At 70.4% G+C, this 13,254-nt stretch carries 12 protein-coding genes; 3 read left to right on the top strand and 9 right to left on the bottom strand.

The window, feature by feature from the left end; genetic code table 11:
• Positions 1 to 2: 2 nt before the first annotated feature.
• On the bottom strand, positions 3 to 644 hold the full coding sequence (locus tag POF73_RS01745; RefSeq protein ID WP_272112553.1) for a superoxide dismutase: 642 nt from the start codon (positions 642 to 644) through the stop codon (positions 3 to 5).
• A gap of 156 nt (positions 645 to 800) precedes the next feature.
• Between POF73_RS01745 and POF73_RS01750 the strand changes: the two genes are divergently transcribed.
• A complete protein-coding gene (locus POF73_RS01750) occupies positions 801 to 1,220 on the top strand; it encodes a hypothetical protein (RefSeq protein ID WP_272112554.1) in 420 nt (139 codons plus the stop codon).
• A gap of 85 nt (positions 1,221 to 1,305) precedes the next feature.
• Here POF73_RS01750 and POF73_RS01755 read toward each other — a convergent pair whose 3' ends face one another.
• From POF73_RS01755 to POF73_RS01785, 7 genes are all read right to left on the bottom strand, one after another.
• Complete coding sequence (locus tag POF73_RS01755) at positions 1,306 to 2,700, bottom strand: amino acid permease (protein WP_272112555.1); 1,395 nt, start codon at positions 2,698 to 2,700, stop codon at positions 1,306 to 1,308.
• Between the two features lie 120 nt (positions 2,701 to 2,820).
• Complete coding sequence (locus POF73_RS01760) at positions 2,821 to 3,723, bottom strand: TauD/TfdA dioxygenase family protein (protein ID WP_272112556.1); 903 nt, start codon at positions 3,721 to 3,723, stop codon at positions 2,821 to 2,823.
• Between the two features lie 12 nt (positions 3,724 to 3,735).
• Complete coding sequence (locus POF73_RS01765; RefSeq protein WP_272112557.1) at positions 3,736 to 5,082, bottom strand: LLM class flavin-dependent oxidoreductase; 1,347 nt, start codon at positions 5,080 to 5,082, stop codon at positions 3,736 to 3,738.
• Positions 5,079 to 5,813 (bottom strand): ABC transporter ATP-binding protein, encoded by a 735-nt coding sequence (locus tag POF73_RS01770; protein ID WP_272112558.1) that lies wholly within the window; start codon positions 5,811 to 5,813, stop codon positions 5,079 to 5,081. The genes POF73_RS01765 and POF73_RS01770 overlap by 4 nt, the downstream gene beginning before the upstream one ends.
• A complete protein-coding gene (locus POF73_RS01775; protein ID WP_443049387.1) occupies positions 5,789 to 6,637 on the bottom strand; it encodes an ABC transporter permease in 849 nt (282 codons plus the stop codon). The genes POF73_RS01770 and POF73_RS01775 overlap by 25 nt, the downstream gene beginning before the upstream one ends.
• Positions 6,634 to 7,704: an ABC transporter substrate-binding protein gene (locus tag POF73_RS01780; protein WP_272112560.1), complete on the bottom strand. Its 1,071-nt coding sequence runs from the start codon at positions 7,702 to 7,704 to the stop codon at positions 6,634 to 6,636. Before POF73_RS01780 ends, POF73_RS01775 begins: the two co-directional genes overlap by 4 nt.
• 207 nt (positions 7,705 to 7,911) lie before the next feature.
• Positions 7,912 to 9,114, bottom strand: coding sequence for an ROK family transcriptional regulator (locus POF73_RS01785; RefSeq protein WP_272112561.1), 1,203 nt, complete (start codon positions 9,112 to 9,114; stop codon positions 7,912 to 7,914).
• 486 nt (positions 9,115 to 9,600) lie between these two features.
• Between POF73_RS01785 and POF73_RS01790 the strand changes: the two genes are divergently transcribed.
• A complete protein-coding gene (locus tag POF73_RS01790) occupies positions 9,601 to 10,182 on the top strand; it encodes a biotin transporter BioY (protein ID WP_272112562.1) in 582 nt (193 codons plus the stop codon).
• 104 nt (positions 10,183 to 10,286) lie between these two features.
• Here POF73_RS01790 and POF73_RS01795 read toward each other — a convergent pair whose 3' ends face one another.
• Entirely contained in the window at positions 10,287 to 11,015 is a 729-nt protein-coding gene (locus POF73_RS01795) for a hypothetical protein (protein WP_272112563.1), read from the bottom strand.
• Positions 11,016 to 11,291: 276 nt separating this feature from the next.
• On the opposite strand from POF73_RS01795, the gene POF73_RS01800 reads away from it, so the two are divergent.
• The coding region (locus tag POF73_RS01800) for a serine/threonine-protein kinase (RefSeq protein WP_272112564.1) at positions 11,292 to 13,254 on the top strand (1,963 nt) is incomplete at its 3' end.

Genomic DNA, 13,254 nt, shown 5'->3' on the forward strand with positions numbered 1-13,254 from the left:
GGTCAGGGCGCGAGCAGCAGCACGTCCGCACGGGACTTGGCGGCCTCGTAACGCCGGGCCACGTCCTGCCAGTTGACGACCTCCCACATCGCCTCGATGAAGTCGACCTTCTGGTTGCGGTACTGGAGGTAGAAGGCGTGCTCCCAGGCGTCGAACACGAGGATCGGCGTGGCGCCCTGGCCGACGTTGCCCTGGTGGTCGTAGACCTGCTCGACGATCAGCCGCCCGCTCAGCGGCTCGTACGCCAGCACGCCCCAGCCCGAACCCTGCGTGGTCGCGGCGGCCTTGGACAGCTGCGCCTTGAAGTTCGCGAAGGACCCGAAGGACTCGGCGACGGCATCGGCCAGCTCGCCCACACCGTCCCTCTCCAAGGGCTCGCCGCCGCCGTCACCGGTCATGTTCTGCCAGTAGATGCTGTGCAGGATGTGCCCGGACAGATGGAAGGCCAGGTTCTTCTCCAGCCCGTTGATCGACCCCCACTGCTCCTTGTCCCGCGCCTCCGCCAGCTGCTCCAGCGTGTCGTTGGCACCCTTCACATAGGCCGCGTGGTGCTTGTCGTGGTGCAGCTCGATGATCTCGGGGCTGATCACGGGCGCGAGCGCGGAGTAGTCGTAGGGCAGGTCCGGGAGTGTGTAGACGGGCATGAAGGGTCCCCTCAGAGCTCTTGTTGCAAGTAGCTTGCAATAACAAGCTAGCAGCAAGAGGGGGGAGGTGGAGGGAGGGGGAGGGGAGGGGGCGGAGGCAGGGGCGGCGCGATCTACTATCGGCAGTCGTGGCAAGGGATGTCAGGGAGGAATGCCATGGGTCCTGAGATCGCCGAACTCGCCCGCACCGCCGGTACCACGGTGGTGGCGCTGATGGCCGGTCAGGCTTGGGAGTCGGCCCGTGACGGCGTCGTCGCCCTCTGGCAGCGGTTCCAGCCCGCCCGTGCCGAGGCCGTCGGCGGCGAGCTCGAAGCCACCCGCGACGACCTGCTCCTCGCCCGCCGGTCGGGCGACACCGACACCGAGGCCGAGCTGACCGCCGAGTGGCAGGCGCGGGTCCGCCGGCTGCTGCTCGCCCAGCCGGAGGTCGCCGACGAACTGCGCCGCATTCTGGCCGAGTTGAGCCCCGAGCTCCCGGAGCGGCGCCCCTCGGTGGAGATCCGGCTGAACGCGGAGGCCTCCGGCAGTGGCCGCGTCTACCAGGCCGGACGGGACCAGCACATCACCGAGCGATGAACCGGTCCCGTCCTGATTGGCTCTGATCAGCCTTCGTTGGACCTGTCAGCCTTCGTCGGACCTGGTCGGACCTGGTCGGACCTGATCAGCCCTTGGCCCGAGCCCGCTGCCAGAGGTAGCCCACGGCTGCCAGGGCCACCGTCATGCCGCCCGTCGAGTACAACTGCACCCGCGTGTCCGGCTCCCGGGCCATCAGTACGAAGATCGCGGCCATCCCCGCCAGCGCGACCCACGTCAGCACCGGATACGCCCACATCCGCACGACCAGTTTCTCCGGCGCCTCCCGCTCCAGTCGGCGGCGCAGCCGCAGTTGGGAGACGGCGATGAAGATCCAGACGACGAGGATGACCGCGCCGATCATGTTCAGCAGCCAGGGGAAGACGTCGTCCGGCCGCCAGTAGCTCAGCACCACGCACACGAAGCCGAAGACCGAGGAGGCGAGGACCGCGATCCTCGGGACCCCGCCGGACACCCGGCCCAGCGCCGCAGGGCCCTGGCCGCGCTGGACGAGGGAGTAGGCGATGCGCGATGAGCCGTAGATGTTGGCGTTCATGGCGCTCAGCAGGGCGACCAGGACCACCACGTTCATCAGCTGGCCGGCGCCGGGGATGCCCAGGTGGTTGAGGGTGGCGACATACGGGCCGACCTCGACGATGTCCTTGGAGTCCCAGGGGACCAGGGTCACGACGACCGCCATCGAGCCGATGTAGAAGAGGGCGATGCGCCACATGGCCGTGCGGACCGCGCTCGCGACACCGCTGACCGGGTTCTCCGACTCGGCCGCCGCGATGGTGACCGTCTCCATGCCGCCGTAGGCGAAGACCGAGGCGAGCAGGCCGATGATGAGCCCCTCGCTGCCGTGGGGGAGGAAACCGCCCGCACCGGTGAGGTTCGCGGTGCCCGGCGCGTCCGTGCCCGGCAGGACGCCCGCGATGGCCAGCCCGCCCAGGACGAGGAACAGGCCGATCGCGCCGACCTTCAGGGCCGCGAACCAGAACTCGAACTCACCGAAGTTCTTCACGGCGGCCAGGTTCGCGCCGCAGAACACGACCATGAACAGCGCCACCCACGCCCACTCGGGCGTGTGCGGCAGCCACGTCGTGACGATCTTCGCCGCACCGATGCCCTCCAGGCCGACGGCCGTGCAGAGCAGGATCCAGAAGGACCAGCCGGCGGTGAATCCCGCCCACGGACCGATCGCCCGCTCGGCGTGCGCCGAGAAGGAGCCGGAGGAAGGGTGCGCGGCCGACATCTCGCCCAGCATTCGCATCACCAGCATCACCAGGAGGCCGGAGAGGACGTAGGCGACGACGATCGAGGGACCAGCGGCGGCGATACCGGCGCCGGACCCGACGAACAGACCCGCGCCGATGACACCGCCGAGGGCGATCATCGACAGATGGCGCTGTTTGAGACCGTGGTTCAGTCCGGGGGAGACGTCGTCCGCCTGCGGAGGCGCCTGAGGCGTGGTGTTGGGCATGGGCGCGGCTCGTCCAATGCGTCAGAGGGCAAAAACGCCCACAGTCTGGGCAGCCTCTCCGCTCAGAAGGAGAGACTGCCCACTATGCGGACACTCGCCGCACTGTACGTGGTGTGACGATTACGCGGCGGTGGTGACCGGTGTGTAGTGCGAGGCGTCGCCCTCGATCGAGTAGCTCTCCTTGCCCTCGACGCCGACCGGCACGTCACCGGCGAGGGTCACCCGGTGCAGACGGCGCGGCAGGCCGTCGTAGTTGTCGATGGCGTAGTGCTGGGTGATGCGGTTGTCGAAGACGACCAGCTGGTTCTCGGACCAGCGGTGGCGCAGGATGTTCTCCGGCCGGGTGACGTAGGCCTGGAGCAGGTCGAGGATCTTGCGGGACTCGCCCGGGGAGAGGCCCACGATCCGCTGCGCGAACCCGCCGATGTACAGGCCGCGTTCACCGGTCAGCGGATGGACCCGGACGACCGGGTGGACCGTGCGGTACTTGATCGACGTGAACTGGGCGCGCTGGGCGGCCTGCTCCTCGTCGATCTCCTCGTCCGGTACGGCGTAGTCGTAGTCGTTGGTGTGCTCCGCCCACAGGGTGTCGGCCAGCTTCCGCAGCGGCTCGGGCAGTTGGCGGTAGGCGGCCGCCGAGCTGGCGATCAGGGTCTCGCCGCCGTACGGCGGGATCGTGACGCTGCGCAGGGTGGTGGCCTGTGGTGGGTTGAGGACGAACGTGACGTCCGTGTGCCAGTGGTTGGCGGCGCGGCCGCGCTCGCTGTCGACGGGCAGGACGTTCGGGGCACCGGAGAGGGAAGAGACCGTCGGGTGGGCGGTGGTGACGTCGCCGAAGTGGCGGACGAAGGCCTGCTGGGTCTCGTCGTCCAGGTTCACGTCGTCGAAGACGAGCGCCTTGTGGACGTTGAGGGCCTCGCGCAGAGCGGCGACCGTCTCCTCACCGAGGGGCTGGGAGAGATCGACGCCGACGACGCGGGCGCCGATGTTCGCGGTGACCTTGTGGATTTCGATGCCGGACACGGGCGGGTCCTTTCAGACGAGGGCGTTTTCCCGGAGGGCGTACTGGTTGGCGGGGCGCGGGAGGCCGTAGCGCTCGCGCAGGGTCTGGCGGGGGCGTTCGTCGTACGCCGCGCGGAGCAGGCCGCGGGCGCGCAGGACCGGGACGACGTGGTCGACGAAGGCGTCGAGGCCGGAGGGCAGGACCGGCGGCATGATGTTGAAGCCGTCGGCGGCACCCTGCGTGAACCATGTCTCGATGGCGTCGGCGACCTGCTCGGGCGTCCCGACGAAGGTGAGGTGACCTCGGCCTCCGCCGAGCCGCCCGATGAGCTCCCGCACGGTGAGACGTTCGCGCCGGGCCAGTTCGACGACCAGCGTGTAGCGGCTCTTGGCGCCTTCGACGGCGTCCTCGGACGGCAGATCGGCGGGGAGCCGGCCATCCAGCTCCAGTGACCCGGCGGGCAGTTGAAGGAGACGTTCGAGGTTGGCCACCCCGTGCACATGCACGATGTGGTCCTCCAGCGCCTGCTCGTGCGCCCGCGCCTCGGCCTCGGAGGAGCCGATCACCGGGACGATGCCGGGCAGCACCTTGATGTGGTCGGGGTTCCTTCCCTCGCCCGCCGTGCGGGACTTGAGGTCGGCGTAGAAGGCCCGCGCGTCCTCGATGGTCTGCTGGGCGGTGAACACGGCCTCCGCGTACTGGGCGGCGAAGTTCTTGCCGTCCTCGCTCGACCCCGCCTGCACGAGCAGCGGATAACCCTGCGGGGTGCGGGGGACGTTGAGGGCGCCCTCGACGCTGAAGTACGTCCCCCTGTGCCGGGGCGGATGGATCTTGGTGTCGTCGCCCCACACGCCGGCCGCCTTGTCGGCGACGATCGCGTCGTCCTCCCAGCTGTCCCAGAGCTTCAGGGCGACATCCAGGAACTCGGCGGCACGGGCGTACCGCTCGGCGTGCGCGGGCTCGGCGTCCAGGCCGAAGTTGCGGGCGGCCTCCGCACCGGCCGTGGTGACGATGTTCCAGCCGGCCCGGCCACCGCTGATGATGTCGAGGGAGGCGAACTTGCGGGCCAGGTTGTAGGGGGAGTTGTAGGAGGTGGAGGCGGTTGCGATGAGGCCGATGTGCTCGGTGGCCGTCGCCAGCGCGGTGAGCAGGGTGAGCGGTTCCAGAGCGCCGGCGGGCCGCTGGGCGAGGTTGCTCCACAGCTGCGGGCCGTCGGCAAGGAAGAGGGAGTCGAAGGTGCCGCGTTCGGCGGTGCGGGCCAGATCGACGTAGTGGGCCAGGTCCACGTGGGCGTGGGGGTCGCTCTCCGGGAGCCGCCAGGAGGCCTCGTGATGGCCGGTGTTCATCAGGAAGGCGTTGAGATGGAGCTGTCTGGTCATGAGTGGTCCTCTGTTACGCCCAGCGCGGCCAGCAGCCGCTCTCGGTAGGCGCCGAGCAGTGGGTCGCGGTAGGAGCGCGGATGCGCCCGGTCGATGGTCAGGTCGAGGCCGATGCGCCCCTGGTCGAGCACGAGCACCCGGTCGGCCAGCACGATCGCCTCGTCCACGTCGTGGGTGACGAGCAGGACGGACGGCCGGTGTCGCACCCACAGCTCCCTGAGCAGGGCGTGCATCCTGATCCTGGTGAGCGCGTCCAGTGCGCCGAACGGCTCGTCGGCCAGCAGTAGTTCCGGCTCGCGGACGAGGGACCGGGCCAGCGCGGCGCGCTGCTGCTCGCCGCCGGAGAGCTCGTTGGGCCAGGCCCGCTCGCGGCCCTTCAACCCGACCTCGGCGAGCGCCTCGCGGCCCTTGCGTTCCGACTCCCGGCCATCGAGCCCGAGCAGGACGTTGGGCAGGACGCGCCGCCAGGGCAGCAGCCGGGAGTCCTGGAAGACCACCGACACCCGGTCCGGCGCCGTGAGCTGCCCGCTGCCGGTGACCTCGTGGTCGAGACCGGCGACCGCTCTGAGCAGGGTGCTCTTGCCGGAGCCGCTGTGGCCCAGGAGGGCCACGAACTGCCCGGCGGGGATGTCCAGGTCGATGCCGTCGAGGACGGTGCGCCGGTCGAACGAGCGGGTCAGGGAGCGGAGTTGGACCGCGGGACGGGTCAGCTGCTCAGTGTGCGGCGCCACGACAGCACCCTCCGTTCGATGAGACGGACCGCGCTGTCGGAGACGAGGCCGAAGACGCCGTAGACGACCAGGCCGACGAGGATGACGTCCGACTGGCCGTAGTTCGTGGCCTGGAACATCATGTAGCCGAGGCCGCTGGTGGCGTTGATCTGCTCCAGGACCACCAGACCCAGCCAGGAGCCGGTCACGCCGAGCCGGAGCCCCACGAAGAATCCGGGCAGCGCGCCGGGGACGACGATCTCCCGGATGAAGCGCGCCTTCGACAGGCCCTGCACCTCGGCGAGTTCGACGAACCGGTGGTCGATGCCGGACAGCGCGGCATGCGTGTTGAGGTAGATCGGGATGTAGACGACGATCGCGATGATGGCGATCTTGAACGTTTCGCCGATGCCGAGCCAGAGGATGAACAGCGGGATCAGACCGAGGGTCGGGATGGCCCGGTTGAGGTTGACCGTGCCGTCGATCAGCGCCTCCCCGGTGCGGGTGAGCCCGGAGGCGAGCGCGAGCACGACACCGGCGGTCAGACCGATCGCGAAGCCGGACGCGGCCCGCTGCAACGAGGTGAGGATGTCGGTGATCAGCGTCCCGTCGGTCCAGAGGTGGGCGCCGGTCTCCACCACCGTCCAGGGCGCGGGGACCGCGGCGGGGTCGAGCGCCTCCGCCGCGGACGCGGCGGCCCACAGGGCGAGCACCAGCAGGGGCCCTGCGAGCCGGGCGGCGGGCAGGCGTTTGCCGGGGGCGAGCCCGCGGCGGCGTGTGCGGGGCCGCTCGTCCGCGACGACGACGGCAGCCGTGTCCAGGGTGGTCGTGGTCATGGCGGTCACTTCCGGTACTCGGCCGGTACGGACTTCGCGGCGATGCCCTCGAAGCGGTGGTCGAAGAGCTGGGCGACATCGAACTTCTTCACGAAGCCGCCCTCCGCGAGCAGGTCCGCGGTCTCCTGCTCCCACTCGATGGCCTCGTCCCAACTCGACGGGAACAAGGGCTTGTTGGCGAGCTCGGAGATGCCCTTGGCCTGCTCCGGGGTCAGGTTCTGCGTCTTGACGTAGAACTCCTCGTTCCAGACGTCCGGGTTCTCGTACGTCCACACCTGGCCCTTGGCCCAGTGCGGGATGTAGGCGGCGACCGCGGCGGCCTTCGCCGGGTCGTTCAGCACGGAGACCGGCGCCCACAGCAGATTGAGCAGGTCGACGACGTCCGTGGTGATGGTGCGGGCGCCCTTGGACTCGTACTGCGCCAGATAGGCGGGCGCCTGGGTGTTGCCGAGCGGGGCGATGTCCACCTGGCCGGACTGCAGGGCCGTCAGGAACTGGTTGCTGGTCAGCGGGACCAGATCCACCTCGTCGTACTTCAGGCCGGCCTTCTTCAGCGCGCGCAGCAGGACGACGCCCTGCGCCTGGCCCTGCGAGAAGGCGAGCCTCCTGCCCCTGAAGTCCTCGACCGACCGGATGTCGCTGCCGGGCTTGGTGGCGAAGAGGTAGTTGGGCTTGCGGGTGATGTCGATCGCGACGATCTTCGCGTCGAAGCCCTGGTAGTACGCCTGGATCGGCGGGATACCCGCGTTGTTGGCGAGGTCCAGGGACTTGGCGCGGAAGGCGTTGATGACGTCGGGGCCGGCGCCGATGTTCAGCCAGTTCGACACCTTGAACGGCAGGTCGTCCAACTCGGCCAGCCTGAACTGGAGTTGCTGGGTGTTCTGGAACGAGGCGATCTTCAGGCTGGTCCCGGCCGGGACCTTGGCGGCGATCGGGGCGGTCGAGGCGCCCTCGGCGGCGGTGGCGGCGGTGGTGGATTCGGCGCAGCCGCTCAGTCCGGCGGCAGCGGCGGTGACGCCGAGCAGTGAGGTCAGGAACAGACGGCGGTCGACGCCCGGGGCAGGCAGGGAAGGCATGGCAGGACTCCGTAAGCCAAAGTGACGGGAATGCATGCGGAATTCCGGGCAGCAGAAAGCCGGGGTGGGGTAATTCACGCAGGAGGAAATGAGCGCTTCACACGCGGCGACGTGTCAGCAACAAAGGGTGCGACAGCTCACGAACAGGCTCATGAGCAGGATGTTCCTGGTCATCGGTGGCCCCTGTCAACATTCCGAGTTTCTGAATTAAATAGCCTCAGGTGACGCGGCCAGCGGATCCCGGTAGAGCACGTCGAGCGCCACCGAACCACCGGCCACGGCGAGCACGGAATGCGGGAAACTCGTCGGCACGACGGCCGCCGCGCGTTCGTCCCCGACCCCTGCGCGCAACGCGTCGAGGCAGTCCTTCCGGTGCGCGACCCCCATCTCGGTCACCACCACCGTCTCCGGATTGAGCACGTCGAGCAGCAGCCGAGCCGCCCGCCCGACGGCACCCGCCCGCTCCACCAGCAGCCGCACCGCCTCCCGGTCGCCCGCGTCCGCGGCCGCGACCACATGCGCCGGGTTCACCCCCTCGATGACGCCCGCGTCCCGCGCCCGACGGCACAACGTCCGCTCGCTCAGCTCCACCTGGAGGCAGCCGACGCGCCCGCACTCACAGCTCTCCGTACCGCCCGGAACCGGCAGATGAGCGATGGTTCCGGCCTGGGAACGGGGTCCGTGGTGCACTTCGTCATGCGTGGCGAACGCCGCGTCGACGACATTGCCGACGAACAGGTGCAGCACGCTCCGGCTGCCGCGCGCCCGCCCGAACAGCCGCTCCGCGTTCACCAACGCCCGCGCGTGCCCGTCCACATGGACCGGCAGCCCGGTGCGCGCGCCGAGCGCCTCCCGCACCGGGACCTCGCGCCAGCCCAGCAGCGGGTGTTCGACGACGGTCCCGGATTCCCGGTCCACCCAGCCGCCCGCGGCGAAGCCGACACCGAGCGGCCTGCTGCCCGGCGCCGCGGCCAGCAGCGCGGCCAGCCCGTCGGCGGCCCGGGCCAGGACGCCGTACGGCTCGGTGGCACCCGCATGCTTCAACTCCCGTTCGGCGACGACCCGGCCGCGCAGATCGAGCAGCGCCACCGTGGTGTACGGCACGGCCACGTGCACCCCGACCACCACGAACCGCGAGTCGTCCAGGTCGACGGGTACGTGCGGCCGGCCGACCCCCTTGGACCGCCGGGGCGCGGTGGCCTCCCGGATGAGCCCGAGCTCGGTGAAGCGGGCGCAGTAGTCCGTCACCGAGGCCGGTGACAGCCCGGTCAGCCGGGCGATGGTGCTGCGCGCGACCGGCCCGTGTTCGAGTACGGAGCGCAGGACGACGCTGGCGCTGGTCCGGCGCCGGTCGCGGTCGGCGACACGGGGGATCGGGGACGAAAGGGTGGGTGCCGCGGTACGGGGCATGGGGAACTTCCTCGGGAGCCGGTCCGACACTGCGCCGTCGAGCGGGCGAGTCGTGACCGGAGCTACCGCGGCCGACTCACCCCGGACGGCGACAGGCGGCGGCGCCCACGCGTCGCAGGTCGACATGGCGACGCGACGAGAAGTTCCGGGACTGGGCGACCATGCGCTCGAAGCTAGCAAAGCGGCCGGTCGCTGCCCAGACGGCGACCGACGGGCGAGACGGCCCCTTCTCACCTGGGCAACACGTTGGTCATCGGGGCGACGCGATTGGAGAATCCCTACAGTCGGCTCCGGGGCCGACATGTGAGCCCTGCGTCCCCGCCTCAGTGACCGGCATCACCCCGTACCCGGTGTAACCCCCACCTTTTGTTCGGAGTCAACCAACCCCACGATCAGGCCTTTGTCGACGACTGACGGTGAGGGACCGAAACACCCTGGGATAGCGTCACAGCGTCCCGTACCGCCCCTTACCTTCGCGGAGTCCCCATGAGCACCGCTGCCGTCGCCCCCGCTCGCCCCGGACAGGTCCTCGCCGACCTGCTCCCGGCCTCCCGCGTCCGCGACATCGCGCTCGTCGTCGGCGGCGCCGCGTTCACCGGCCTCGCGGCCCAGATCTCCGTGCCCGTGCCGGGCTCCCCGGTGCCGGTGACCGGCCAGACCCTCGCGGTGCTGCTGGTCGGCACGGTCCTCGGCGCCGGCCGCGGCTTCCTCTCCCTCGCGCTGTACGCGCTGGCGGGCATCGCGGGCGTGCCGTGGTTCGCGGACGGCACCTCCGGCGCCGCGGCCCCGTCCTTCGGCTACATCCTCGGCATGATCCTCGCGTCCACCGTCGTCGGTGCCCTGGCCCGCCGCGGCGCCGACCGCACCGCGCTGCGCACGGCGGGCGCGATGCTGCTGGGCGAGGCGATCATCTACGCCGTCGGCGTCCCCTACCTGGCCCTCGCCACCGGCATGTCCGCCTCCGCCGCCATCGCCGCCGGCCTCACTCCGTTCCTGATCGGCGACGCCCTGAAGGCCGCCCTGGCGATGGGCGCGCTGCCGACCGCCTGGAAGCTGATCAACCGCTGAGGCGGTAGTTCCCTCGAACGCAAGAGGCTCGCCGGACGGTCGTCGTACGACTGCCGCCCGGCGAGCCTCTTGCGTGTCTTGGCGTTGCCCGGTCCCGGTGGGGCTCAGCCCTCCTGTGACCGCCGAGGCCGCCGCAGCTGCGACCACCACAGCCCGGCCGCGCCCACCGCGATCAGCGTCGCGCCGGCCGCGCCCAGCGGCAGGACGTCACGGCCCATGCCGGTCCGGGGCAGCTCGTCGGCGCCCGGTGCGACCGGCTTGTTGTCGGTGCCGAGGAGCAGCGGGGTGGCCGGGGCGTCGGGCGACGGGTTCGTCGTACCGAACGGCACCGGGCCCTGCTGCCAGTACGTCTTCTTGCCGTCGGCGGTCTGGACGGGGAGGCAGATCTTGCCGGTCTTGCTCACGTCGTACGTCGCGTCGACGGCGTACGACTTCGACTCACCGGCCGGCAGATTGTCGACCGAGCAGACGAAACCGCTGTTCGAGCCCTCCGGAAGACTGTTTTTCTCGATCGCCGAACAGCCCTCGACATTCTTCACCGTAAGGCCGTCGAAACCGACGACCAAAAGCCTGATCTTGCCGCTTTCCTTGGTCCCTTCGTTCTTCACCGTGGCGGTGATGTCGGTCTTCTGTGAACTGTTGTCCACCGAGATTTTCTCGGGCAGCTCGGTGGTCAGCTTCACCCCGGCCGGCGCCTCGTCGATGACCTTTCCCCCCTTGTCGCTTCCGGGTACCTGGTCGTCCGCGCCGGCAGTCGTCGAAAGGATCAGCACTGCCGAGAAAGATGCCGCGACCAGCGATCCCGCGATGGCCGTCGTGCGACGAGAACTCATGTTCGCCCCCCTTGCCTGCGCCTGAATTCGCAGTACTTGAAGAGCTACCACAAGATTTCTCCGCACTATGCTGGTACGGCACGAAGTGTGACCATTGTGTTTCAGTCGAGGATGTCTGAGACGCGGCGGAGGGGGTGCAGCGGATTGCCGGGGAATACGGGAAACGCGGGGAATTCGGGAAGTGCGGGCAGCACGGGAAACACGAGAAGCGGCGGGCTTCCGGGTTTACTGGTGACGGGGCGCTACCGATTGGTCGAGAGTATCGGCCAGGGGGGAATGGGACGCGTGTGGCGAGCCGTCGACGAAGTGCTCGACCGCCTGGTCGCCGTCAAGGAGATGCGCATCGACGGCCTCGACCCGGAGGACACCCGCACACGCCGCGAACGCACCCTGCGTGAGGCACGGGCGACCGCGCGGATCGACCACACCAACGTCGTCCGGGTCTACGACGTGGTCGACGAGGGCGAACGCCTGTGGATCGTCATGGAGTTGGTGGCCGGCCGCTCCCTGGAACGCATCATGGCCGAGGAGGGCCCCCTGGGCCCCGGCGAGGCGGCTCGGATCGGCATGGGCCTGGTGGCGGCACTGCGCCAGGTCCACGCCCGCGGCGTCCTGCACCGCGACATCAAGCCGGGCAACGTCCTGGTCGAGGCGGAGGTGACGAACGGGCGGGGCCGGGTGGTCCTGACCGACTTCGGCATCGCCGCGATCCAGGACGCCAAGGCCCTCACCATGGTCGGCATGCTGGTCGGCTCGCCCGACTACATGGCCCCCGAGCGTGTCTCCGGCCGCCCCCAGGGCCCGCCGTCCGACCTCTGGTCCCTCGGCGCGACGCTGAGCGCGGCCCTGGCCGGCCGCTCCCCGTTCTCCCGCGACACGACCCTCGCCACCTTGCACGCGGTCCTCTACGAGGATCCCGAACTCCCGCCGACGGCAGGCCCGTTGCGCGACCTCCTCGCCGCCCTCCTGGAGAAGGACCCGTCGTCCCGCCCCGGCCTGGACGACCTGGAGACGGCCCTGCAACCGGTCGCGTTCCCGACGCCGGATCCCGTGAGGGAGGCGCCCACCCCCGCCCTCCTGGAGGCACCCGCCCCCACCGCACGCGACCCCCGCCGGCCGGACGTCGTACCTGACGCCGTACAAGACGCGATACCGACGCATCCGTACCCCTCGACACCGGCCGAGGACACCCACACCGAAGACCTGCGAACCGAGGGCGTACGACACTCCTCGCCGCCCTCTGCCCAGACGGCCCCGCCGACCCCGACCTCGGCCCCGGACGCCACCTCCACCACGCCGCCCTCCTCCGCCCCTTCCTCCTCCTCCGTCCCGTCCTCCTCCACTGAACGGGCCTCCGAACCCCGCACGGAAGCCCGTTCGGAGTCCCCCTCGGAGCCTCGCTCCGAAACCCCGGCCGCCCACCCCGGTGGCACGGCCCCCAGCGGCACAGCACCCAGCCGTACCGCCCCCCGCCGCCCCGGCGTCTCCCTGGTCCGCGCCGAAGCGGTGACCGAGCGTCGGCCGGCCCCGGAGCCCGAGCCGGTGTCGGCACCGGCACCGGCACCGGATGGCTCCCGGCCGAACACCGCCATGCCGCCCGGCGAGCTCCCCGGCCCCCCGGTCCCGGCCGAACCCCGACGCGGGCGGCGCCGTACGGGACGTGTCGCCGTGGCCGTCGGTGTGGTCGCCGCGGGCACTGTCGTGGCGGTCGTCCTGGCGACCAACTCCGGGGCGCCGAAGGACGACAAGGCCGGTTCCTCACCGTCGCAGAGCTCCTCGGCCGCGTCCTCGCCGGGCGCGGGCCCTTCGGAGACGGTCGAGGGCACGTCGAGGCCGAAGAGCCTGCCGCCCGGGTCGCGCCGGGAGGCGGGCGGGTTCGCGTGGGTGCCGCCCGAGGACTGGCGGCGGGACGTGAAGACGGGCTCGGAGGTGCACTACACCTCACCGGACGCCCAGCAGGAACTCGCCGCCAAGTCGTCGTTGGCCCGCGACGACCTGATGGACTCCTGGCAGAGGTCGGAGGAGAACGCCCGGCAGGGTCAGTACCGCAAGATCCGCCTGGAGCGGACGACGTTCCGCGGGCACCCGGCGGTCGTCTGGGAGTACACCTTCACCCTCCAGGGCGCCCCCTGGCACGCCCAACTGCTGGGCTTCACGGTCGACGGCAAGTCGTACCAGATCAACACGTGGTACCGGCCGGAGGTGGAGGGGGAGGCTCTGAGGACCTACGAGAAGGTGA

Source organism: Streptomyces sp. HD, assembly GCF_028369295.1.
GTDB lineage: Bacteria > Actinomycetota > Actinomycetes > Streptomycetales > Streptomycetaceae > Streptomyces.

What these genes read in the sequence shown, in the direction of transcription:
- POF73_RS01745 (WP_272112553.1), bottom strand. Translation starts at nt 644, where the DNA reads ATGCCCGTCTACACACTCCCGGACCTGCCCTACGACTACTCCGCGCTC.
- POF73_RS01750 (WP_272112554.1), top strand. Translation starts at nt 801, where the DNA reads ATGGGTCCTGAGATCGCCGAACTCGCCCGCACCGCCGGTACCACGGTG.
- POF73_RS01755 (WP_272112555.1), bottom strand. Translation starts at nt 2,700, where the DNA reads ATGCCCAACACCACGCCTCAGGCGCCTCCGCAGGCGGACGACGTCTCC.
- POF73_RS01765 (WP_272112557.1), bottom strand. Translation starts at nt 5,082, where the DNA reads ATGACCAGACAGCTCCATCTCAACGCCTTCCTGATGAACACCGGCCAT.
- POF73_RS01780 (WP_272112560.1), bottom strand. Translation starts at nt 7,704, where the DNA reads ATGCCTTCCCTGCCTGCCCCGGGCGTCGACCGCCGTCTGTTCCTGACC.
- POF73_RS01785 (WP_272112561.1), bottom strand. Translation starts at nt 9,114, where the DNA reads ATGCCCCGTACCGCGGCACCCACCCTTTCGTCCCCGATCCCCCGTGTC.
- POF73_RS01790 (WP_272112562.1), top strand. Translation starts at nt 9,601, where the DNA reads ATGAGCACCGCTGCCGTCGCCCCCGCTCGCCCCGGACAGGTCCTCGCC.
- POF73_RS01795 (WP_272112563.1), bottom strand. Translation starts at nt 11,015, where the DNA reads ATGAGTTCTCGTCGCACGACGGCCATCGCGGGATCGCTGGTCGCGGCA.